Source organism: Pseudomonas sp. GW821-FHT07E12 (assembly GCF_058986605.1).
On the sequence record NZ_JBYSVX010000004.1, the window covers coordinates 175,118 to 197,776 of the forward strand.

19 protein-coding genes are annotated in these 22,659 nt (G+C 66.4%); 10 read left to right on the plus strand and 9 right to left on the minus strand.

Annotation, left to right across the window (positions count from 1 at the left end):
- The first annotated feature begins 123 nt into the window (after positions 1–123).
- Positions 124–1,119 (plus strand): dipeptide epimerase, encoded by a 996-nt coding sequence (locus AC3WJE_RS04615; protein WP_493729602.1) that lies wholly within the window; start codon positions 124–126, stop codon positions 1,117–1,119.
- A 167-nt stretch (positions 1,120–1,286) separates the two neighbouring features.
- Here the strand turns inward: AC3WJE_RS04615 and AC3WJE_RS04620 are convergent, their stop codons facing one another.
- A complete protein-coding gene (locus AC3WJE_RS04620; protein ID WP_493729603.1) occupies positions 1,287–3,158 on the minus strand; it encodes a tannase/feruloyl esterase family alpha/beta hydrolase in 1,872 nt (623 codons plus the stop codon).
- Positions 3,159–3,334: 176 nt separating this feature from the next.
- Complete coding sequence (locus AC3WJE_RS04625; protein WP_493729604.1) at positions 3,335–4,516, minus strand: LysR family transcriptional regulator; 1,182 nt, start codon at positions 4,514–4,516, stop codon at positions 3,335–3,337.
- A gap of 428 nt (positions 4,517–4,944) precedes the next feature.
- On the opposite strand from AC3WJE_RS04625, the gene AC3WJE_RS04630 reads away from it, so the two are divergent.
- The 6 genes from AC3WJE_RS04630 (at position 4,945) to AC3WJE_RS04655 (ending at position 12,765) form a co-directional block, all read left to right on the plus strand.
- A complete protein-coding gene (locus AC3WJE_RS04630) occupies positions 4,945–6,240 on the plus strand; it encodes a gallate dioxygenase (RefSeq protein ID WP_493729605.1) in 1,296 nt (431 codons plus the stop codon).
- Between the two features lie 18 nt (positions 6,241–6,258).
- Entirely contained in the window at positions 6,259–7,287 is a 1,029-nt protein-coding gene (locus tag AC3WJE_RS04635) for an amidohydrolase family protein (protein WP_493729606.1), read from the plus strand.
- 2 nt (positions 7,288–7,289) lie between these two features.
- Positions 7,290–7,976 (plus strand): 4-carboxy-4-hydroxy-2-oxoadipate aldolase/oxaloacetate decarboxylase, encoded by a 687-nt coding sequence (locus AC3WJE_RS04640; protein WP_493729626.1) that lies wholly within the window; start codon positions 7,290–7,292, stop codon positions 7,974–7,976.
- A complete protein-coding gene (locus AC3WJE_RS04645) occupies positions 7,969–9,039 on the plus strand; it encodes a 4-oxalomesaconate tautomerase (protein ID WP_493729607.1) in 1,071 nt (356 codons plus the stop codon). The genes AC3WJE_RS04640 and AC3WJE_RS04645 overlap by 8 nt, the downstream gene beginning before the upstream one ends.
- A gap of 170 nt (positions 9,040–9,209) precedes the next feature.
- Positions 9,210–11,495, plus strand: coding sequence for a TonB-dependent receptor (locus AC3WJE_RS04650; RefSeq protein WP_493729608.1), 2,286 nt, complete (start codon positions 9,210–9,212; stop codon positions 11,493–11,495).
- Positions 11,496–11,499: 4 nt separating this feature from the next.
- Positions 11,500–12,765, plus strand: a complete 1,266-nt coding sequence (locus AC3WJE_RS04655) for an MFS transporter (RefSeq protein ID WP_493729609.1) — start codon at positions 11,500–11,502, stop codon at positions 12,763–12,765.
- Positions 12,766–12,775: 10 nt separating this feature from the next.
- Here AC3WJE_RS04655 and AC3WJE_RS04660 read toward each other — a convergent pair whose 3' ends face one another.
- Together AC3WJE_RS04660 and AC3WJE_RS04665 are read right to left on the minus strand one after the other, a co-directional pair.
- A complete protein-coding gene (locus tag AC3WJE_RS04660; RefSeq protein ID WP_493729610.1) occupies positions 12,776–13,450 on the minus strand; it encodes a M23 family metallopeptidase in 675 nt (224 codons plus the stop codon).
- A gap of 178 nt (positions 13,451–13,628) precedes the next feature.
- Positions 13,629–15,584: an acetyl-CoA hydrolase/transferase C-terminal domain-containing protein gene (locus tag AC3WJE_RS04665; protein WP_493729611.1), complete on the minus strand. Its 1,956-nt coding sequence runs from the start codon at positions 15,582–15,584 to the stop codon at positions 13,629–13,631.
- Positions 15,585–15,785: 201 nt separating this feature from the next.
- Here AC3WJE_RS04665 and AC3WJE_RS04670 point away from each other — a divergent pair, with 201 nt between their 5' ends.
- From AC3WJE_RS04670 to AC3WJE_RS04680, 3 genes are read left to right on the plus strand one after another with little or no spacing between them, the layout of a single operon-like run.
- Positions 15,786–16,154: a BlaI/MecI/CopY family transcriptional regulator gene (locus tag AC3WJE_RS04670; protein ID WP_493729612.1), complete on the plus strand. Its 369-nt coding sequence runs from the start codon at positions 15,786–15,788 to the stop codon at positions 16,152–16,154.
- Positions 16,144–17,499, plus strand: a complete 1,356-nt coding sequence (locus AC3WJE_RS04675; protein WP_493729613.1) for a TonB family protein — start codon at positions 16,144–16,146, stop codon at positions 17,497–17,499. Before AC3WJE_RS04670 ends, AC3WJE_RS04675 begins: the two co-directional genes overlap by 11 nt.
- Positions 17,496–18,077, plus strand: a complete 582-nt coding sequence (locus AC3WJE_RS04680) for a hypothetical protein (RefSeq protein WP_493729614.1) — start codon at positions 17,496–17,498, stop codon at positions 18,075–18,077. Before AC3WJE_RS04675 ends, AC3WJE_RS04680 begins: the two co-directional genes overlap by 4 nt.
- 113 nt (positions 18,078–18,190) lie before the next feature.
- Here AC3WJE_RS04680 and AC3WJE_RS04685 read toward each other — a convergent pair whose 3' ends face one another.
- The 5 genes from AC3WJE_RS04685 to AC3WJE_RS04705 all read right to left on the minus strand — a co-directional run bounded on the left by AC3WJE_RS04685 (position 18,191) and on the right by AC3WJE_RS04705 (position 22,650).
- The gene (locus tag AC3WJE_RS04685) at positions 18,191–18,805 is read right to left on the minus strand and encodes a molybdenum ABC transporter ATP-binding protein (RefSeq protein WP_493729615.1); all 615 of its coding nucleotides are present in this window, start codon (positions 18,803–18,805) and stop codon (positions 18,191–18,193) included.
- Positions 18,806–19,471: 666 nt separating this feature from the next.
- Positions 19,472–20,164: a molybdate ABC transporter permease subunit gene (gene modB, locus AC3WJE_RS04690; RefSeq protein WP_493729616.1), complete on the minus strand. Its 693-nt coding sequence runs from the start codon at positions 20,162–20,164 to the stop codon at positions 19,472–19,474.
- Between the two features lie 10 nt (positions 20,165–20,174).
- The gene (modA, locus tag AC3WJE_RS04695) at positions 20,175–20,939 is read right to left on the minus strand and encodes a molybdate ABC transporter substrate-binding protein (RefSeq protein WP_493729617.1); all 765 of its coding nucleotides are present in this window, start codon (positions 20,937–20,939) and stop codon (positions 20,175–20,177) included.
- Between the two features lie 62 nt (positions 20,940–21,001).
- Complete coding sequence (locus AC3WJE_RS04700; protein ID WP_493729618.1) at positions 21,002–21,826, minus strand: MBL fold metallo-hydrolase; 825 nt, start codon at positions 21,824–21,826, stop codon at positions 21,002–21,004.
- 11 nt (positions 21,827–21,837) lie between these two features.
- Positions 21,838–22,650 carry a S1/P1 nuclease gene (locus AC3WJE_RS04705; protein WP_493729619.1) on the minus strand — a complete coding sequence of 271 codons (813 nt, stop codon included), beginning with the start codon at positions 22,648–22,650 and terminating at the stop codon, positions 21,838–21,840.
- Between the last annotated feature and the right edge of the window lie 9 nt (positions 22,651–22,659).

Below are 22,659 nucleotides of genomic sequence, written 5' to 3' on the forward strand. Positions count from 1 at the left end.
AGCTAAGCCGCGATCGCACCCGGTCGCTTAGCAATGCGGCGTGCGGATTGGCGAAATGGACGGCGTATCTGCTAAGTGCCGGCGGCGGACTGCGGTCACCTTCACCGCTCAGGAGGTGACCCGATGAAATTGAGCGTACGTGCCGAACAGTGGGAAATGGCCGAGCCCTTCCGCATTTCCGGCGAGACATTCACCCACGCCGAACTGGCGGTGGTCGAGTTGGAAGACGGTGGCGCGCGTGGCCGCGGCGAGGCATGCGGCGTCTATTACCGCGGCGACGGTGCGGCCAACATCGTGCGTCAGGTGAGCGAGGTCGCGCAGGTGATCGAGGACGGGATCGACCGCGCGACCTTGCAGCACCTGCTCCCGGCCGGTGGCGCCCGCAATGCGCTCGATGCGGCGCTGTGGGAACTGGAAGCCGCCAGAACCGGCATCCCGGTCTGGCGACTGGCGGGGCTGGAACGGGCCGATCCGCTGCCGACGGTGTTCACCATCGGCATCGATACCGCCGCGGCGATGGCGGCCAAGGCGAGCGCGATGCGCCATGCGCATGCGATCAAGCTCAAGCTGTCCGGCGACGAGGAAGATCGCGAGCGGGTTGCGGCGGTACGCGCGGCGCGGCCCAATGCCTGGATCGGCGTGGACGGCAATCGCGGTTTCACGCCGGGCTCGTTGGAAGCGATCATGCCGACGTTGCACGACTGCCGGGTCGCGCTGATCGAGCAGCCCTTCGCCATCGGCCAAGACCATGAGCTGGCACAGATGGACCGGGCGATCCCGATCGCCGCGGACGAGAGCGTGCAGGACAGCGATGACCTGGAATCGCTAGTCGGCCTGGTCGACATCATCAACATCAAGCTCGACAAATGCGGCGGGCTGACCCACGCGCTGGCGATGGAGCGTCTGGCGCGACGCATGGGGTTTGGCGTGATGGTCGGCAACATGACCGGTACCAGCTGGTCGCAGGCGCCGGCGTTCGTGCTGGGTCAACGCTGCGATCTGCGCGATCTGGATGGGCCGACGTTCCTGGCCAAGGATCGAGCCCGGCATGTGGTTTATGGCGATGGTCTGATCCATTGCCCTGACGAGGTGTGGGGAAGCGCCGCTGCGGTGCGCTGAAGCGCCAGGGGCGGTGAGTGGTGCGACGCCATCCCGGCAATCCGTCGTCCCCGCGGAGGCGGGGACCCAGCGACTTCCGACGGGAACCATGAAAAAGGCCGGCAATCGCCGGCCTCTTCGTTATCGATTCCACATGCCGCGCCATCATCGACGCGACACGCGGGTACTCATTGCTCGCGCGGCTTGTAGGGCTGGAAGAAGTCCTTGCCTGCCCAGTCCGGCACGTTGCTGGTGTAGAGCGCCGGGCCGCAGATCTGATCGGTGCCGAGCGTGCCGGTGCCCTTGGCTGCGGGCTTGGCAAGCGACGGATAGGGGCAGATCAGGCGTGGCGGGATGGTGGCAGCGGTGTCAGCCGTATCCGCGCCGGCAGCGCTGGCTGCGGCAGTGGCGTTCGCCGGCGGCTTGGCACCTTCCGGAAGCGATGGCGCGCCTTCCGGTTTCGCACCAGCAGACGGTGGCGGGCCGTCCTTGGGCTTTCCAGCGGCGCCCGGTGGCTGGCCGAACGCCGATGATTCCGTGGCGGCGCGTGCGACCACCGCATCCGGCGCGACGCCGCGTTCGACCCAGTCCAGCATCGGCGACAACAGGTCGAAGCTCGAGGGTCCTTGCCCGCCGCCGCAATGCGCCACGCCGGGGAACAGGTACAGCCGCTCGAAACCCTTCGCGCTGGCCTCGCCCATCTGCTTCTGCACCGCCTCGTGATAGGCGACGGTGTTGATCGGCGAGATGTGCTGGTCACCCCAGCCGTGCCAGAGGATCAGCTTGCCGCCGGCCGCCTCGAACGCCGACAGGTCCGGGTTGGTCGCATCGAACAGCGGATGACGCGGCCGCAGCTTGTCGTAGGTGGCGGTTTCGAACTTGAGATCATCGAGGGTGACGTTCCTGGCATCGTTGTCGAAGATCAGGCCGTTGAGCGCGCCGAGCGCGATCATGCGGCTGAAGATGCCCTGCTGTGCGTCGGCGGGGACGAACACGCCAGCCCAGTTCAACTCGCTGCCGTATTGCGGGCCGCCCACCAGCAATCGTTCACCGGTGGTCGGGTCGTGCGGACCTTCGTAGATCTTGCGCACCGTCGTCACTTCGGCAGCGGTCAGGCACTTGGCGGTATCGCTCGTGCCGGCAGCACATTGCAGCGTGCCCGGATCGAAGTGGCACAGACGCGGTTCGGCGATCAGGCCGTCCTTTTCGCCGTCCTGCGCATCGCAGGCGTCCAGCACCGCCGCGTGCAGCAGCGGCAGACGATCGGCGAGCAGGATCGGCTTGCCATCGGCACCGGTGTTGGAGACCGCCAGCCAGCCGTGATGCAGGCTGTTCTGTACCTGGAAGATCAGTGCGGGCGCACCGGCGATGATGCCGTTGAAATCCTGTGGATAGCGCTGCGCCTCGATCAATGCCTCGCGGCCGCCATCCGAGCAGCCGTCGAAGTAGGCATAGGCTTCCTTCTGGCCGTAGAACGCCTTGATCAGCTTCTTGGCGGTCAGCGCGGTGAGGTGTTGGGCGCGGTAGGCGAAATCCGCTCGCTTGCGCGGGTCATAACCGAAATCGCCGCCCATGCCCTGGTGGCCCATGTCGGTGGCGGCGGTCACGAAGCTGCCGGCCTGCAACGGCGCGCAGCCATCCGCCGCGCCCGCCTGCATCTGGATGCTGCCGCACAGCCCGCCACAGCCGAGCTGCAGATAGCGCTGGGTCCAGCCTTGCAGCGGCAGCCGCACCTCGATGTTGATCGCCGGCGGCAGCGTGGCCTGCACGCGGCAGACGCGGTGGCCATCCTCGGTGGTCTCGCTGGCCGAGGCGATCTTGCTGCCGGCGCCGCCGATGTCGGCCAGATCGGTGGTCGACAAGCCATCGCACGCCTGCGTGGGCGCGATCGCGGGCAACGGCTTGCCGGTGCTGGCCGAGCCGCCGGTGTCGGCGGTCGCTGCGTGGGCGGCGGTGTCGGTGTGCGGTTTTCCGCAGCCGGCCAGCAGCGCCGCGAGGATCAGCGGCGTCGCGGCGAATGTCGCCCATCGCCAGCCGCCGTGTTCTGGAATCTTGCCCATACCGCCTCCTGATGTACCGAACGTACTGAAAGGCGCTTTCCGCCCGCAGGACGGAAAGCATTGGTGTCTGGTTCCGGCGCGTGCCGGCCCTCCCGGGAGGGTCATCCGATCACAGACGCACTGCGTCAAGCCATTTGAATCGCCGGATACGGCATAAGCCCTGGCTATCGTGGCGATCACGCAAGGTATACCTGCGCGGTCGCGGCGGCGCGAAGGTGATCCAGGAAATCGCGCTGTGCGGCGGTGGGAATCCAGTCGCGGCGCACGGTCAGGCCGATCGGCCGGCGGGTGTGCGGCAGCGGGATCGGCAATACGCACAGCGCACCGAGGCTCACCTCGCCGGCCACCTGCGTGGCGGATATGCAGCCGACGTGGTCGGTGACGCGCAGCAGTTCGCGCATCAGGATCATCGAGCCGGTTTCGACCAGGCTGACCGGCTGCGAACCGGCGCCTGCGAACAGCCGGTCGAATGCCTGCCGCGTCGGCGTGCCGGGTGGCGCGACCACGATCGGGTAGCGGGCCAGCTCGGTGAGCGTCAGGTTCTTGGCCCGCGCCAGCCGATGCGCGGGGCGGGCGACCATCACCAGCGGATCGTCCAGCAGGTGCTGCTGTTCCACGTCGGCGATCGGCGCCGGCTCGCGCAGTGCGCCGATCAGCAGGTCCAGTTCGCCCCGTCGCAGGTTGTTGAGCAGATCCTCGTAGGGGCCTTCCACGGTGCGGATCGGCAGTGCTGGATAGCGCTCGCGGAAATGCGCGATCGCCTGAGGCAACAGCGACGAGCGCGACAGCGGCATCGCACCGATCACGATCCGCCCGACCTCCTGGCCGAGCAGTGCGGCCAGCTCGGCTTCGGCCTGTTCCAGTTCGGCGAAGGCCAGACGCGCGCCCTGCGCCAGCGCCAGCGCCGGCCGTGTGGCGATCATGCCGTGCGGGGTGCGTTCGAACAGCGAGCGGTTGGCGGCTTCCTCCAGTTGCGACACGGCGCGGTGCACGGTCGGTTGCGCCAGCCCCATGCGCTTGGCCGCGAGCGTGAAGTTCTCGGCCTCGCACATCGCGATCAGCGCCTGCAGCTGTGGGCTGGTGACGATGATGCGCAGCCGCGCCGACAACGAGTCCAGCGGTGGATACAACTGGCTGAAGGTGCGGCGCACGCGGCGTGCGAGTACATCGCCGGCGGCCGTCAGAAACAGCCCTTGTGTGCGCCGCAGGAACAGCGGCTGCCGGGCAAGCCGTTCGAGCTTTCCGATCACCTGGGTCACCGCCGGCTGCGAGACGTGGCAACTCTCGGCGGCGCGGGTGATCGATCCGGTGTCGGCGACTGCAAGAAAGATGCGCAGGTGACGGAGGTTGGATTTCATTTGGCCATGTTCGGTGTGGACGATTTGCCTTGAAGCCGTTCTGTTGCAGGCGCGCTCGCCTTTTTTGTGGGAGGGACTTCTGTGGGAGGGACTTCAGTCCCGACGGGCTTTACCGGCACAGCGTCGGGACTGAAATCCCTCCCGCAGTTCGCCATCCATGACGAACGGAGCCCCCATTGCCGGATCAGTCCGTGGCGCTTTCGGAGCACCTCCTGTGTTGCGACGCAACAGCAGGAACGAAATGCGGAGTTGGCGTCAAATGGGCTTATTTTCCTGGCGATTCATGCCGCAGGTGGATCAGGGGAGGACGCATGGAGCCGGCTTTGAATAGCACAATCTTATGAGGTCGGCAGCACATTTGAATTGGCAAGCGCCGAGAGGCGGCACAGCATGATGCGCATCGTCTGAAGGCATCACGGTGGGGAGTCATGGCCAGGATCATCGGGGGTATCGCGTGTTCACACACGCCGACCATTGGCTTTGCGGTCGATGGCGACAAGCGCAACGATCCGGTCTGGAAGCCGATCTTCGAGGCGTTCGATCCGGTCCGGCACTGGCTGGATGAGAACAAGCCGGACGCGCTGGTGGTGATCTGCAACGACCACGTCACCTCGTTCTTCTTCGACCACTACTCGGCGTTCGCGCTCGGCATCGACAGCGAGTACCGGCCGGCCGATGAAGGTGGCGGCGCGCGCGATCTGCCGCCGCTGAAGGGCGACTCGGCGCTGGCGCGGCATATCGGTGCCTCGCTGGTGGCTGACGAGTTCGACATGGCGTTTTTCCAGAAGAAACCGCTGGACCATGGCTGCTTCTCGCCGATGTCGGCGCTGTTTGACATACAGGACGGGCAGTGGCCGATCTCGATCGTGCCGCTGCTGGTGGGCGTGCTGCAGTTTCCGATCCCGTCGGCGCGGCGCTGCTACCACCTGGGCAAGGCGCTGCGGCGCGCGATCGAGAGCTATCCGGAGGACAGCAAGGTGGCGATCCTTGCCACCGGCGGCTTGTCGCATCAGGTGCACGGCGCGCGTGCCGGCTACAACAACGTGGCCTGGGACCACCAGTTCCTGGATCTGTTCGAGAACGATCCGGAGAAGCTGGCCGAGCTGCGCCTGGCCGAGTACGCCGAGCTGGGCGGGTTCGAGGGCTCGGAAGTGATCATGTGGCTGATCATGCGTGGCGCGCTGTCGGCGAACGTGCGCAAGCTGCATCAGGCGTACTACCTGCCGTCGATGACCGGCATCTGCACCGCGATCTACGAGAATCTCGATGCGCCGGTGCCGGTCGATACCGCCGAGCGCCATCGCGACCACATCGGTCGCGAGCTGGCCGGGATCGAGCACATCGAAGGCACGCATCCATTCACGCTGGAGGTCAGCGTGCGCGCCTACCGGCTCAACCAATTCCTGCACGCGATGATCGAACCGGCGCATCGCCGCCGCTTTCTGGAAGCGCCGGAGCAGAGCTTCGACGCGGCCGGGCTGAGCGAGGAAGAGAAGGATCTGGTGCGGCGTCGCGACTGGGACGGGATGATCCGCTACGGCGTGATCTTCTTCATGCTGGAAAAGCTCGGCGCGGTGATCGGGGTGTCCAACCTGCACATCTACGCGGCGATGCGCGGGCAGACGCTGGAGGAATTCCAGGCCACCCGCAATACCAAGGCGCTGTATTCGGTGGCCGGTACGGACGCCAAGCAGGGTCTTGCCTGGGACAGCGCGGACCACTGAGCGCGAGCAAGGAACCCCATGATCATCGACATCCACGGGCACTACACCACCGCGCCGAAAGCGTTGGAGGACTGGCGTAACCGGCAGATCGCCGGGCTGGCCGATCCGGCGCTGGCGCCGGCCGTCTCCGAGCTGCACATCGGCGACGACGAACTGCGCGAGAGCATCGAGAGCAACCAGCTGGCGAAGATGCGCGAGCGTGGCTGTGATCTCACCGTGTTCTCGCCGCGCGCCAGCTTCATGGCGCATCACATCGGCGATGCGCGCACCAGTGCGAGCTGGGCGGCGATCTGCAATGAGCTGTGCCATCGCGTGGCGACGCTGTTCCCGGAGCACTTCATCGGCGCGGCGATGCTGCCGCAGTCGCCCGGCGCGGATACCCGCGGCTGCGTGGCCGAGATCGAGAGGTGCGTGCGTGATTACAGGTTTGTCGCGATCAATCTCAATCCCGATCCGTCCGGTGGTCACTGGACCTCGCCGCCGCTGTCGGACCGCTACTGGTACCCGATCTACGAGGCGATGGTCGAGCACGAGCTGCCGGCGATGATCCACGTATCGACCTCGTGCAACGCCTGTTTCCACACCACCGGCGCGCACTACCTCAACGCCGACACCACCGCGTTCATGCAGTGTCTGACTTCGGACCTGTTCAAGGATTTCCCGACGCTCAAGTTCGTCATTCCGCACGGCGGCGGTGCGGTGCCGTACCACTGGGGACGCTTCCGCGGGCTGGCGCAGGAGATGAAAAAGCCCTTGCTGCGCGAGCACCTGCTCAACAACATCTTCTTCGACACCTGCGTCTATCACCAGCCGGGCATCGACCTGCTGACCAGGGTGATCCCGGTCGAGAACGTGTTGTTCGCCTCGGAGATGATCGGCGCGGTGCGCGGTATCGATCCGGAGACCGGCCACCACTACGACGACACGCGCCGCTACATCGACGCAACGCCGAACCTGTCCGACGCGGACCGCCACAAGATCTACGAAACCAACGCACGCCGGGTGTATCCGCGCCTGGATCGCGCACTCAAGCAGAAGGGCAAGTGAGCATGGGACAGCATCGGGCCGGCGTGGTGGTGCGCGAGTTCGCGCGTGCCGATCAGGCGATCATCCAGGGGCTGGCGCGCGCTGGCGTGGCCACCGTGCACGAGGCGCAGGGGCGGCGCGGCTGCCTGGCGGCGTACTTGCGGCCGGTCTATGGCGGTGCGCAGATCGCCGGCAGCGCGGTGACCATCAGCGCGCCACCCGGTGACAACTGGATGCTGCACGTGGCGATCGAGCAGCTGAAGCCGGGCGACATCCTGGTGCTGGCGCCGACCTCGCCCTGCGACGACGGCTACTTCGGCGACCTGCTGGCGACTTCGGCGCAGGCGCGTGGCTGTGTCGGGTTGATCGCGGATTCCGGTGTGCGCGACGTGCGCGACCTGACCGCGATGCAGTTCCCGGTGTGGTCAAAGGCGATCTTCGCGCAGGGCACCGTCAAGCAGACGCTGGGCTCGGTCAACGTGCCGGTGGTCTGTGCCGGTGCGTGGATCGAACCGGGCGACGTGATCGTTGCCGACGATGACGGCGTGGTGGTGGTGCGTCGGGACGAGGCCGCCGAGGTGTTGGCCGCTGCCGAACTGCGCATGACCAACGAGGAGGCCAAGCGCAAGCGCCTGGCTGCCGGCGAGCTGGGCTTGGACATCTACGAGATGCGCCCGAGCTTGGCGGCCAAGGGCCTGAAATATGTATGAGGACGGCATCCCCTGTCTGTGGATGCGTGGCGGCACTTCCAAGGCTGCCTGCTTCCTCGCTACCGACATGCCGGCGGACGAGGTCGAGCGCGACGAGCTGCTGCTGCGGGTGATGGGCAGCCCGGACCCGTTGCAGATCGACGGCATCGGCGGCGGCACCTCGCTGACCTCGAAGGCGGCGATCCTGTCGCCGTCGCAGCGCGACGATGCCGACGTGGACTATCTGTTCCTGCAGGTGTTCGTCGAGCGCGCGTTGGTCTCCACCGCACAGGGGTGCGGCAACGTGCTGGCCGCCGCCGCTGCCGCCGCGATCGAACGCGGGTTGGTGCCGGCGCGCGACGGCACCACGCCGGTACGCGTGCACATGCTCAACACCGGCGAGGTTGCGCTGGCGCAGGTTGCCACGCCCGGTGGACGTGTCAGTTATCGCGGCGATGCGGCGATCGCCGGTGTGCCCGGTACCCATGCCCCGATCCAGCTGACCTTCCAGGGCATCGCCGGTTCGATGTGCGGCGCGTTGTTGCCCAGCAGCCACGCGGTGGACGTGATCGATGGCGTGGAGGTGACGCTGATCGACAACGGCATGCCGGTGGTGGTGGTGCGCGCCTCGGATCTGGGGCTGTCGGGCGTGGAGGCGCCCGAAGTGCTGGAAGCCGATACCGCGTTGAAGGCGCGGGTGGAGTCGATCCGGCTGCAGGCCGGGCCGCTGATGAACCTCGGCGACGTGACGCATGCGTCTTCGCCGAAGGTGGCGCTGGTATCGCCACCGCGCAACGGCGGCGTGCTGAACTCGCGCAGTTTCATTCCGCAGCGCGTGCATACCTCGGTGGGCGTGTTCGCGGCGATCAGCCTGGCCACCGCCAGCCTGTTGCCGGAAGGGCCCGCCGCCAGCGTCGCGCGGCGCCCGCCGGATGGGCGATTCCTGATCGAACACCCGACCGGTGAACTGGAAGCTTTTCTCGATCTCGGCCCGGATGGCGAGGTGCGTGGCGCCGGGATGGTGAGGACCGCACGGAAGCTTTTCGAAGGACGTGTGTTCCCCACGACGGGAGGCGCCCTCTGAGCACAACACGCAAGCGCGCTTAAGCGACAACCACAGCAAAGCAAGCAACAAAGCGGGCCAATCCGGCCCGATGGCCGGGTGCTGCCTGGCGTTCACCGAGCGATTCAAACCGACACGCGTTCAACACGTTCCATCGCATCGAAAAGACGGTCCATCACTGGGAGGGTGTCATGACCAAGTTTCCGAAGTCCGTTCTGACCTGCGCCATTTCGCTGGCGATGCTGCACGCCGCCGGCGTGCACGCGCAGGATGCTTCATCCACTACCACTACCACGGCCGCCAAGAGTCCGATCACGCTCGATCAGGTGACGGTTACCGCCACCAAGCGCGCCGAATCGCCGTCCAAGATTCCGGTGGCGATCTCGGTGCTGGAGGGCGAACAGCTGCGCACGCTGGGCGTCAACAGCGTCAGCGACATCGAGCAGGTCGCACCGGGCGTCACCGTCGGTCGCGATGTATTCGGCGTCAACGTCGCGATCCGCGGCGTGACCACCACCGATACCACGTCCAAGGGCGAGCAGGGCATCGCCTTCAATGTCGATGGCGTGTTCATCGGCAGGCCATCGATCCAGGGCCTGTCGTTCTTCGACATCGACCATATCGAGGTGCTGCGCGGTCCGCAGGGCACGCTGTACGGCAAGAGCTCGACCGGTGGTGCGATCAACATCATCACCAAGAAGCCGGAGCTGGGCGTGACCGATGGCCACGTCCAGCTCGAAGCCGGCAACTACAACACGCGGCGCGGCGAGTTCGGCTTCAACCTGCCGATCGGCGAGACCATGGCGTTGCGCATTGCCGGTGCCAGCAACGATCAGGATGGCTGGCTGAAGCCGGTCGATGGTGCCGCATCGGAGGGCTATTACACCTCCGCCAAGGGGCAGGCGGCCAAGAACGACACCAAGAACCGCACCGCGCGATTGACCTACCTGTGGCAGCCCAATGAGCAACTGCGCGTGCTGCTGGGTGCCACCGGCGGCCACGTTGGTGGTACGGGGCCGGGCACGGCCGTGGTGGACAACCTGGAAAAGGGTGGCTCGGCGACGCTGCATATCCTGCCCAACCCGTTCCGTGAGCACATCGATGAGGATTTCATCAACTTCAACAGCGATGTCAGCTACGACTTCGGCGCGACCACGCTGACCTGGGTCGGTGCGCACGATCACTACAAGGCCGACAACTTCACCAGCTTGAACAACAATCCCGACGCCAACTACCAGGGCGCGCCGGATGCCTTCCAGTCGTTGTACGGGTGGGGCGAGTATCGCGGCACGGTGAACGTGGATTCGCACGAGCTGCGCCTGTCCAACACCGAGCCGGCACGGCTGGACTACGTGGCCGGCATCAACTACTACCGCGAGCAGATCAAGGAGAGCGACCATAACTGGTATGCCCCGGTCACCGATCCGACCTATGCAAGCAGCATCAACGGCATCGACCCGGTCAACACCACCACGCACACCTCGCGCGGCGTGTTCGGCCAGACCACGTTGCACCTCACCGATCAGTGGGGACTGGTGACCGGTCTGCGCTATTCCTCCGACGAAGTGCGCCGCATCGGCACCTTCGCCGCCGGCGCCGGGCCGTGGCCCAACGCGGACGGCGGCGTGTGCACCGCGCCGGAAGACTGCATCGGCGGTTCCGCCAACGGCTACCAGAAGGCCAGCAAGCTCACCTGGCGGCTGGGCCTGAACTACCAGGTCTCTGCCACGGATCTCTGGTACGCCTCGATCGCCACCGGCTACAAGGCCGGCGGATTCAACGATTACGATCCGGTCACGCTCGCCACCGCCGCCTACGAGCCTGAAGAACTGGTCGCCTACGAGGCCGGCTACAAGGGAGTGCTGTGGGACCGCGTGCGGCTGAACTCGGCGATGTACTACTACGACTACTCGAAGATGCAGGTGAGCAGCCTGGTCAACATCGCCGGCAGCTACGTGATCTACACCCGGGTGGTGCCGGCGCAGATGTACGGCTGGGAGAACGATGCCACCTTCGACATCAGCGCCAACACCAACATCGCGCTGACCGCTGCCTGGCAGCACACCGAGTACAAGGACTTCATGGCCGGGATCAGCCAGGACGTGGACTGGTCCGGTCAGGCGATCGACAAGACCCCGAAGTTCGTCGGCTCGGTGGCGCTCAATCACACCTTCGTGCTGTCGCGGGGCGATGAACTGCGTCTGCGTCTGTATTCCAAGTACAGCAGCAAGTACCTGGTCAGCGATTTCACCACGCCGGTGCGGTTGACCCAGGACGCGTACACGCGCAGCGATGCCAGCCTGACCTGGTTCCCGGCCGGCAAGTCGTGGAACGTGCAGGCGTTCGTCAACAACATCGAGAACGACGTGCAGATGATCGGGCAGGTTGCCACCTACAGCGCCAGCATCGCCAACGCGACCACGATCGCGGTGTCGCAGCCGCGCATGTACGGGCTGCGCTTCAGTGCGGACTTCTGAGCGTATGACCGTCACGACCGGTGCCGCCGGTCGTGACGGCGGCCCCTCCTACGGAATGACGAACGTGGATACCACGCACTTCCCGCACACCGCTGCTTCCCGTTGGTCGCGCACCGCCTTGTTCACGGTGATGGTCTGCTTTGCGATCAATATGATCGACGGCATGGACATCATGTTGATGTCCTACATCGCGCCGAGTCTGCAAGAGGCGTGGGGCGTAGGGCCATCCGGACTCTCGATCGTGTTCAGTGCGGGTCTGGCCGGCATGGCGCTGGGCGGACTGGTGCTGGCGCCGCTGGCCGATCGCTACGGGCGCAAGCGGATGGTGTTGCTGTCACTGGCGCTGATGTCGGCGGCGATGATCGCCAGCAGCCGCGCCGCCACGGTGTGGCAACTGGTGGGCCTGCGCGTGCTGGTGGGGATCGGCATCGGCACGGTGCTGGCCTGCATCGCGGCGCTGGCGGCCGAACATGCGCCGCCGCGCTACCGCAATTTCGCGGTCGGCATCCTGCAGGGCGGCTATCCGATCGGCGCGATGCTGAGCGGCTTCGTCACCGCCTGGGCATTGCCGGTGGTGGGTTGGCATGGCGTGTTGCTGGGCGCCGGGCTGTTGTCGTTGCTGGCGCTGCCGCTGGTGGCGTGGCTGTTGCCCGGCTCGGGGCCGGCACATGCGCATGTCCATCGTCACAGCATCGGTGAGGCGATCGGCGGTGGCCGCCTGCGCGCCTCGTTGCGGCTGTGGGTTGCGGCGATCTGCGCGGTGATGGCGCTGTACTTCATCGCCAGCTGGATCACCAAGCTGGCGATCGGGGCGGGCCTGCCGCAGACGCAGGCGATCGTCGCCAGCGCGGTCTACAACGGCGGCGCCTTCATCGGTGTCACCGCGATGAGCATCGCCGCCACGCACATCGACATCCGCAAGCTGGCCTGCGTGTTTCTGGTGCTGGCGGCGTTCGCGTTCCTGTGGTTCGGCGGGGTGCGCATGTCGCTGGGCTTTACGCTGCTGGCGGCGTGCGTGATGGGCATAACGTTGCAGGGTGGGTTCAACGCGCTGTATCCGCTGGCCGCGCGGGTCTATCCGGAAGAAATGCGCGCCACCGGTATCGGCTGGACGATGGGCTTGGGGCGCATCGGCGCATTCGCCGGGCCGCTGATCGGTGGTTGGGTACTGGGCATGGATTGGCCGCTGGTGGCGGTGTTCGGTGTGTTCTGCGTGCCGCTGCTGATTGCCGCGGCGGCCGCCCGCAAAGTGCGCCTGCACGCCGAATAGCGCAGGTGCGCTATTCGGCGTTCTGCGCCTGCGCCAGCAGCGGATACGGATCGATCGCCTGGCCCTGCCACCAGTGCCGCTCCGGGCCGAGCCGATGGATCTCGAAATGCAGGTGTGGTGCGCCACCGGCTTCGGTATCGACGCGGCCGGTGCTGCCGACGTAGCCGATCACCTGGCCGCGATGGATGGCCTGCTTTTCCTTCAGCCCATCGGCGTAGCGCTGCAGGTGCGCGTAGTAGTAGCAGTACTGGCCGCCCGCGCCGAACTGGTAGATCGTCAGGCCGCCGCGCAGGCTGTCGAACAGCTTCTCGATGGTGCCATCGGCCACTGCCAGCACCGGCGTACCGGCCGGCGCGAGGATGTCGATGGCGTCGTGGATATGGCCTTCCGCGCGCTCGTCGGTGAAGGTGTCCTGCAATTGTTCCGCGGTGACGCCGCGTACCGGGATCAGCAGCGTGCCGACCGCAGGCGCGGCCGTTGCGGATACCGGCAGCGACTGCGGTATCGCGGCATCGGCCGGACGCTGTGCTTCGGCATGGGAGCCGTTGACGGGCGGCGCCGGGAACGGCGCGGTGGCGGCGGCGATCGCCTCGGCCAGGCTGGGTTCGTTGCGCTCGGCGCGGATCGCCCAGTAGCCGCCCGCCACGATCAGCAGACCCGCCAGCACCGGCAGCACGATCTTCATCGAATCACTCCCGCGGACCCGCGGGCATCGATGCATCGGTCAGCGGTGGTTTCGACACCTGTGATGTCGGTGGCAGGCAGGCGGACAGATGCATCGGATCGCTCCATGGGCAATACGCACACACTGACAAAGTCGCCTGCGTGGTCGGCGTGAATTGGCTTGACCGCAGCTGACTGACTCATCGCGGTGTGTCGTGCGCAAGCGCGAGCCGCAGCAGCCGTGCCTGGAACCGTTCACCCAGAGCGTGCGGACGCTCCAGCGCCATGCGTTGCAAGGCGGCGCGATCGCCTTCGCGAGCACGCCCCGGGGCCAGCGCCCGGAGGATCGTGCGCAGCTTGCCTGCGGGCGTGCCTGTCTCGTGTTTGAGCCAGCTGAGCGCGCGCAGCAGTTGCTGTTCGACCGAAGTGAAATCGCTGCCGAGCGGGTAGTCCGGCAGCGTGCCGTCGGCACGGAACGGCGCCAGCGTGGCGGCCAGGTGCTCAGGCGTGTTGCTGCGCCATTGCTCGGGCACGTGGACATCTCGACGCAACTTGTGGCCGGCACGTGCCTGTTTGAGCAGGTCGGACTGGAAGCGTGCGTCGCAGATCGAGCTCATCGCGATCACGCAGTCCTCGTCGGTACGGCCACGCAGGTCGGCGATACCGTATTCGTTGAGATAGATGTCGCGCAGGTGGCGGGGGATGGTGGTGTGGCCGTAGTTCCAGCGCACGTTGGACTGGCTGTGCGGGCCGCTGTCGCGCACGGCGCGGAACATCAACACGCTGCGCGCGTCGGCCAGAGCGTGCGCCATCGCCACGAAGTTGTACTGGCCGCCGACGCCGGATACCACGCGTCCATCCTCCAGCCCATCGGAGACCGCAGCGCCGAGCGCGGTGGCCATCATGCAGGTGTTGAAGAAGCGCGCATCGTGGCGTTGCAGCCGTTCCAGCGCTTCGTGGCCGCCGTAGAGCTGGTTGATCGCGCTGATCCGGCGCATGCCGATCGCGCCGCGCGTGGCTGCGTCCAGCTCGCGCAGCCAGCGGTAGAAGTCCGGCGAGCCCAGGTAGAACGCGCCATGCAGGTACTCGCCCTCGGCGGCCAGTCGCGCCTGATCTTCCGGCGTCGCGCTGCCCTCGGCGAGGCGTCGCATCAGCTCCGGATCGTCGTGCACCTTGCGCCGGATCACGCCGGTTTCGACCAGCCGCTTGAAGCCTTCGTTGAGCATCTCGCTGCAGCCGTACAGCCCGATCTCGAACGGGCCCAGGCCGCCGCTTTCGAGCACCGCCGGATGCTGCTCGATCTCCGGCGCCAGCGCCCGCAATACCCGCCGGTAAGTGGCGTTGTCGGTGTGGCGCAGCACCAGCGCATGACTGAGCGCATCGGCCAGCGCACCGATACCGATCTGCAGCGTGCCGCCGTCGCGCACCAGCGTGCTGGCGTACAGGCCGATCGCGTAGTCGACGTCGCCGACCGGTTGGCGCGGCAGTCCGAACAAGTGCGGATGCGGGCCGGGCGGGACGATCACCAGATCGAAGAAGTCGCGCTCGACCGTGGCGCTGCCGCCGATCCACGGCAGTTCCGGATCGACCTCGGCCACCAGCATGGGGCGTGGCAGGCCGCGCACGCGCATCGCATCGAGCAGGTCCTGGGTGATATCGGTATTGCACGACAGCGACAGGCGCGCGCCATCCGGTTGAGCTGCGACCTTCTGCACGATCAGGTTGGGCACGCGCGCGGCGATCGCATCGGCGGCCATCGTGTAGTTCAGGCTGGTGTAGGCGCTCTGGGCCTGGCGTGAATGCAGCAGCGCGCCGGACTGCATGTAGAACTCTTCCACCTGTACGTGCGCGGGCAGTGCGTCGTGGAGCATCGCGTCCACGTAGGCCAGGCGCGGGAAATCCCCGCCGAAGTGACGCGCCAGGAACGGCTTGGCGAAGCGTGCCTGCAGGCCGCTACCGGGCGAGGGCGGGTTCAACGACAGCGCCGTGTACAGCTGCAAGGGGCGCGAAGGATCGGCGGCCACATGCTCGTAAAGCGCATTGATCAACCGGTGCGGTTTGCCGATGCCCAGCGGTGCGCCAACGCGCAGTTCGCCCGGGAGCCGGTCGAGGATGAGGCGAGCGGCGGCGTCGAGATCGGTCAGCGGGTCGGTCATGCATCCAGCCTGGGTGGTGTCCTGCGGGAACCTTCGGTTGGTCATTCCTGCTGAGCAGCCCGAGAGCGTTCGGCGGGAACGAGGAGCCCAAAGGCTGCGGGACATCACATTAATGGATGTCGAGTGGGCGTCCGGTGCAGGGATAGTTGACAGGTTTAAAGTTTACGTGCGTAATCGTTTAAAGATTACGGGCGTAAACGCATGCCGATCAGCGAAGCCGAAGCCGTAGTGATGCAGGTGCTGTGGGAGCGCCATCCGCTGGGTGCCGACGAGGTGATGGCGGCGCTGGCCGCGCACAGCGACTGGGCCGAGCCCACCGTCAAGACGTTGCTCAACCGCCTGCTCAACAAGGGGGCGATCCGGGCGACCAAGCAGGGCCGGCGCTACCTGTACTCACCGGTGCTGCAACAGGCGCAGTGGGTGGCGCAGCAGAGCGAAGGCCTGCTCGATCGCCTGTTCGGCGGCCGCATCGCGCCGCTGGTCGCGCACTTCAGCGAGCAGGGCAAGCTCTCCCGCACCGACATCGCCGAACTCAAGCGCCTGATCTCGGAGCTGGACGATGAGCACTGACGACCTGCTGTCGGAGCTGGCGCGGATGCTGCTGGCCAGTGGCGTCGCCATGCTGGTGGTGGTGGCACTGCGCCTGCCGTTGCGCGCCTGGCTCGGGCCACGCGTGGCCTATCTGCTGTGGGGCTGCGTTCCGGCATCGATGCTGGCGATGCTGCTGCCGGCGCGGCAGGTGGTCGTGCAGGCAGTGCCGACCGCGACGCTGCGCCTGGGCGATGTGCTGCCGGTAGCGGTTGCGGGGGCTGCCCCGGCCGCCGGCATCTGCTTGGCGTTGTTATGGCTGCTGGGCACCCTGCTGTGGGCAGTGATGCTGGTGGGACGGCAGCGGCGCTTTCTGCAAGCGCTGGGCCCGCTGGATCGGTTCGATGACCGGTCGCTTCGCGCCGAGGCCGTGGTCGGCCTGCCGGCGGTGATCGGTCTGCTGAAGCCACGCATCGTGTTGCCGCGTGATTTCGCCGAACGCTATACGCCGGAAGAGCAGCGGCTGGTGCTCGCCCACGAGCAGGTGCACCTGCGCCGCGGCGACCTGTGGGCCAACGCAGTGGCTGCGCTGACGCTGTGCCTGCACTGGTTCAACCCGCTGGCGCATTACGCGCTGCAGCGCTTCCGCCACGACCAGGAACTGGCCTGCGACGCGGTGGTGATCGCACGGATGCCGCAGGCACGCATGGCCTATGGCACCGCGATGCTCAAGTCCCCATCGCTCGCAGCATGTGCGCCGATGGGATGCCAATGGACCGCACAACACCCGCTGAAGGAACGTATCACCATGCTGAAACGGAAATCCCTTCCGCGTCGTTGGCTGTGCGTCGCTCGTGTGGTGGCGGCTGGGTTGATCGCCGTGGTCGGTTACGCCGCGTGGGCGCAGCAGCCGGCTACGGTGATTCGAAAGACATTCCCTCAAGCCCAGTCGCCTGATGATGTGGATGCACGCGAGCATGCGCCGCCACGCTATCCGGCCGAGGCATTGCGACAGGGATTGAGCGGCAAGGTGGTGGTACTGGTCGATGTCGATACGCAGGGCAAGATCACGAACATGCAGGTGGAAAGCAGCGAGCCCCGAGGCCTGTTCGACGCGTCGGTGCTGCAAGCGGTACGGACATGGCGCTTCAAGCCCAAGATCGAGCACGGCAAGGCGGTGGCCAGTCGCATGCGCGTGCCGGTGACGTTCGAGACCAGGATGGAACCGGTGCCGCCGCCGGCCAGGGCTCCGGCCGGCGACTACGCGTGGTATCGCATCGATTGGCTTCCGTCGGATAAGCGCGTGTGCGATGTGGTGCTGGCGGAGCCTGGCGCCACTGCCGATGCGTCGTCGCTGTGCGGTATCCGCAAGGTGGCCGCACGATGAGCTTGCGTCCGGCATTGCTGGTGCTTGCGGTCTTGGTGCTGACCGCGTGCGCAGGCCGGCCGGTGCGCGATGACACACGCAGCGTCTATACGCAGGACGTGGGCCATCAGATGCTGTCGCCGCAACCTGCCACCGCTGGTTCCTCGGCGATACAACGCTACTCGCCGCAGCCGCTGGAGCGCTTCCGCATGCCGGAAGCGCTGCTCGACCCGGTCCCCGTGCTGCCGGACTCTGCCTTGATCCACGAGCTGGCACCGACCCGGATCTGCGCGCGGGTGGCGATTGCCGCCGATGGTTCGGTGATGTTCGCCGACAACCTCACCGCACGCGTGGAGTGCGTGGCCGGCAATGATCCCGACAATGCCGCGCTGGTCGAGGCAATGTTGACGGCGGTGCGCGGCTGGCGTTTCCAACCGGCCGCAATGTGCCGCTATGACGCAGGCGCACAGAGACCTGCCGACGACAGTTGCGACGGTGCGCAGCAGATCGAACCGGTACCGGTGACCTTGCAGTTCGCGTTCACCTTCGAGGTGCGCGAGGGACGCGCCCAGGTGCGCACGGGCTCGGTCGGGCGCTGACCTCCGGCCCGGGTCGGCGATGTTTTTGGCAATGCCTGTTGATCGAGGCATGTCTTGATCGGCCGGAAAGTCGTATTTGCGAGGGCGTTTCATCAGCGCCACTCGGTATCCGTCTAATCCAGCAGATGCACCGCTTCGGCGATGCGCCGCACTTCCTCGGCATGATGGCTGACGTACAGCATCGGCAGACGCACCTCGTCGCGCACGCGTTGCAGATAGGGGATCAGCTCCTCGCGGCGCGCGTGGTCCAGTGCGGACAAGGGTTCGTCGAACAGCAGCAGCGACGGTTGCGCCAGCAGCGCGCGGCCGATCGCCACGCGTTGTGCCTCGCCGCCGGAGAGGTTGCGTGGCTGCCGTTCCAGTAATGCCTCGATGCCGAGCAGTGCGACCACATCGTCGAAGCGGAAGCCGGCGTCGCGATTGCCATGGCGGCCGTAGCTGAGGTTGTCGCGCACATCCAGATGCGGGAACAGCCGTGCTTCCTGGAACACGTAGCCGATCCGGCGGCGGTGAGCCGGCACGTCGATGCGCGCTGCGCTGTCATACAGTACCCGTCCGCTTACTGCGATCCGGCCGCGTTGCGGCCGCACCAATCCTGCGATCGCGTTGAGCACGCTGGTCTTGCCGGCGCCGGAGGCGCCGACCAGCGCCAGTACGCGGGCGTCGTCGTGGATGGTGACGTGGCGTCGAAATTCGCCGCGTTGCAGTTCGATGTCGATGTCCAGCATGGGTGTTCCTTGGATGCGGCGCGTTCGATACGGCGGATACTTCGATACAGCGGATCTTCAGTGTCGTGCCCGGAGGGCTTTCGGGGCGTGATTCTTGTGAGGTGCTTTTTAGCAGCCTGATGGTTGATCAGGCGAGGGCAGTAGATTGCATGTTCTCCATCTACCGTTGTCCTCGCGTGGAGCCTGCCCCGCGAAAGCGGGAGGGGGATCCAGCGACTTTCGCGCCATCTCTCTACCGTCATCCCCGCGAACGCGGGAAGTGCTTTTCAGCAGCTGAAGGCTGATCATCCATGGGCGTTGCTTGTTGGGTTTGGCGTTGCAGTGCGAGCAAAGACAATGGCAAAAGCAAAGGCTTTCGCTCCTTCGGAGCGAGTCACCTTTCTTTGCTCGTGCAAAGAAACGTAACCCAAAGAAACACACCCCAGTCCTCGCGCCCTCCGCTGCGCTGCGGGTTCACTGCGCCAGCGGGATTTTCTGACGCGGCATCCATGCCGCGGCAGAAAACGACGTGCATCCATGCACGTCGCCCTTCGGGTTTTTCCCGCTGGCTCCGTCGCTGCGGATGGGGCCCCCGGAAAAGCCGACAGCAAAGTCAAAATCACGAGCAACGGCAACGGCTAGATCAGCAACAGCAAGATCAATAACAACAACCCATTTCGTTCCTGCCTACTCCTCCCGCCTGGTCGGATGTCGCCGCACCAGCCATTCCGACAGCAGCAACGCGGCCAGCGAGATCGCCAGCGCCACACCGGCCAGTCGCCATACGCTGGACTCCATGCCCGGTACCTGCAGCAATCCGTAGATCGCCGACGACAGGGTCTGGGTCTCGCCGGGGATGTTGGAGACGAAGGTGATGGTCGCGCCGAATTCGCCAAGTGCCTTGGCGAAGGCCAGCACCATGCCGGCGACCAGGCCGGGCCATGCCAGTGGCAGGGTGATGGTGAAAAACACTCTCCATGGCGCGGCGCCCAGTGTGGCGGCGGCCTGTTCCAGGCGGCGGTCGGTGGCTTCGATCGACAGCCGGATCGCGCGCACCATCAGTGGAAAGCCCATCACCGCGCAGGCCAGCGCTGCACCGGTCCAACGGAATGCGAACTGGATGCCCAGGTGTTCCAACAGCCAATGTCCGACTACCCCTTGCGTACCCAGCATCACCAGCAGTGCATAGCCGGTCACCACCGGCGGCATCACCAGGGGCAGGTGCAGCAGTGCATCGAACAACGCCTTGCCGGGAAACCGCTTGCGCGCCAGCAACCAGCCGCAGGCGACGCCGGCCGGCAGGCTGGCCAGCGCGGCCACCGTCGCCACCTTCAGGCTCAGCGCGATGGCGGTGGTTTCTTCTGGCGTGAACAGGGCCAATCGGTGTGCCTCAATCCTGCAGCGAGAAACCGCGTTGCACGAAGATCGGCTTCGCGGCCGGTGTGCCCAGCCATTGCACGAAGGCCTGGGCGGCCGGGTTGGTGCTGTTCTTGAGCGGCGCGACTGGATAGACGATCGGCGCGTGCGAGTCGGCGGGGAAGGTCGCGACCACGCGCACCTTCGGCTCGGCCTTCGCGTCGGAACCGTAGACGATGCCGAGCGGTGCCTCGCCGCGCGCGACCAGCATCAGCGCGGCGCGCACGCTCTCGCTCTCGGCCAGGCGCGTGCTGACGCCGTCCCACTGGCCCAGTTTCTGCAGTGCTTCCTTGGCGTACTTGCCGGCCGGCACGCTGGCGGTTTGGCCGACGGCGAGTCGACCGGAGGCGCTGAGTGCAGTGGTCAGCGATCCGGCCTTGCCGAGATCGACTTTGATATCGCTCGTCACCGGCGCGACCAGCACCAGCGTGTTGCCGAGCAGGTTGCGGCGTTGTGCCGCATCGACCTGATTGCGCTGCTGCAGGTAGTCCATCCACTCCAGATCGGCCGAAAAGAACACGTCGGCCGGCGCGCCCTGCTCGATCTGGCGAGCGAGCGCGGAGCTGGCCGCATACGAGACGCGGACCGGCGTGCCGGTCGCTTTCTGGTAGGCGGTGGCGGCCTCATCCATCGACTCCTTCAGGCTGGCGGCGGCGAATACCGTCAGCGGGGACTGTGCGTGCGCCAACACGGGCAGTGCGATCACCAGAGTGCACAGCAGGCGTTTCATCCAGGACATGGCAGTGACTCCATCGGGGTTGCGGGTTGAGAACGGCAGCGTTTGGTTCGGTGCGTGTGCGTTCAATCATCCAGCGACGGATGCCATCCGCCCTGGATATTGGCTTGCACCGCAGGATGCATCAGGCGTGGTTCGGGGAGCGTGGCATCGCGCGCCTGGCGCTGCGCGACGAAGTCGGCTTCGTCGATACCCTCGCGCACATGCACGTTGGCGCGACGCTGCTCACCGATGCTGGTGACATGTGACACCGTGCGTCCGCCGGGGCCGTAGTCGTGGCAGACGAACACGCGGGTGGCATCCGGCAGTGCGAACAGGCGCTGGATCGAGCGATACAGCTGGGCGGCATCGCCATCGGGGAAATCGCAGCGGGCGGTGCCGCCATCCGGCATGAAGATCGAATCGCCGGGGAACAGCGCATCGCCGATCAGATAGGCGACGCCATCGGGTGTATGTCCGGGCACTGCGATCACGCGCGCCTCCAGGGTGCCGAGCCGGAAGGCCTCGCCGTCGCCGAACAGGTGGTCGAACTGCGAGCCGTCTGCACGGAAATCGTCGGGAAGCCGATAGCGCGGCGCGAAGGTGTGCTGCACGTGGCGGATGCCTTCGCCGGTTGCCTGACGTGCATCCGGGCGCTGGCGTCGCAGCCAGTGTCCGGCCGAAAGATGGTCGGCATGCGCATGCGTTTCCAGCAGCCAGCGCAGTTGCCAGCCACGCGCATCAAGCGCATCCAGCAGCGCTTGCGCGGAGGTGGTGGCGACGCGGTCCTGGTCGACGTCGTAGTCCAGCGCCGGATCGATGATCGCTGCCTCGCCAGTGGCCGGATCGGCCACCAGATAACTGAAGGTATTGCTCTCGGCGTGGAAGAACGGCAGGACTTCGGGCGTCATGGCGGGCTCCGTCAGGGCGTACCGAGTGTGGCGTTGAGGATCTCGGCCAGACGGTCGCCGGCCAGGCGCAGCTGTGCTTCGGCAACCGGGCGCCAGGTGGCGACGTAGTCGTCGGGCAGCACGTGGCTGGCAGGGTACACACCCGGCGTGATCGCGATGCGACACGAGGCCTGCGCCCAGGCGGTGGACGGCGGTGGCAACGCCGGACCGCTGTCGGCGGCGGGGCGGGGCAGGGCGAGCAATTGCTTGAGGTAGGCATCGTCATCCAGATGCCGGTCGGTGAGCATGCCGCTGTCCCACAGCGCGTGCAGGTTGGTGCCCTTGCCGTTGAACTGCAGCTGGAAATCATTGCCGCCCTTGTCGTGCGCGTAGCCGGCATGCATCGGTTGGTGGATGTCACCGACAAAGTGGACGACGAACTTCAGCGCCTGCCGGCGCATCGGCAACGAATGGTTGGGATCGGCCAGGATCGCGGTCTGCGCCTTCAGCGCCTCCACCACGCATTCGCCGTTCGGGCAGTCGCGCGGCGGTACGTAGCCGCAGTCGTTTTCGGCGAGATTGACGTAGTGCCAGGGCGCGCTGCGCTTGCCGAGGACCGGATCGGACTTGCGCAGATCGTCGGCCCATGTGGCGACACCGGCCAGGGTCGGGTCGGGCTCGCCGGCCAGCAAGCGGGCGACCTCGGCGTGGGCCTGCGGGGTCAGCTCGCTGTCGGCGATGCGCGCGACCAGGCGGTGGCCCTGTCCGCCCCAGGCGGCGGCATCGGGGGAGTGAAGGAAAAGCGCCAGGGCGCAGAGCGAAGCGGTTGCGAAGATCTTGTTCATCCGCCCGAT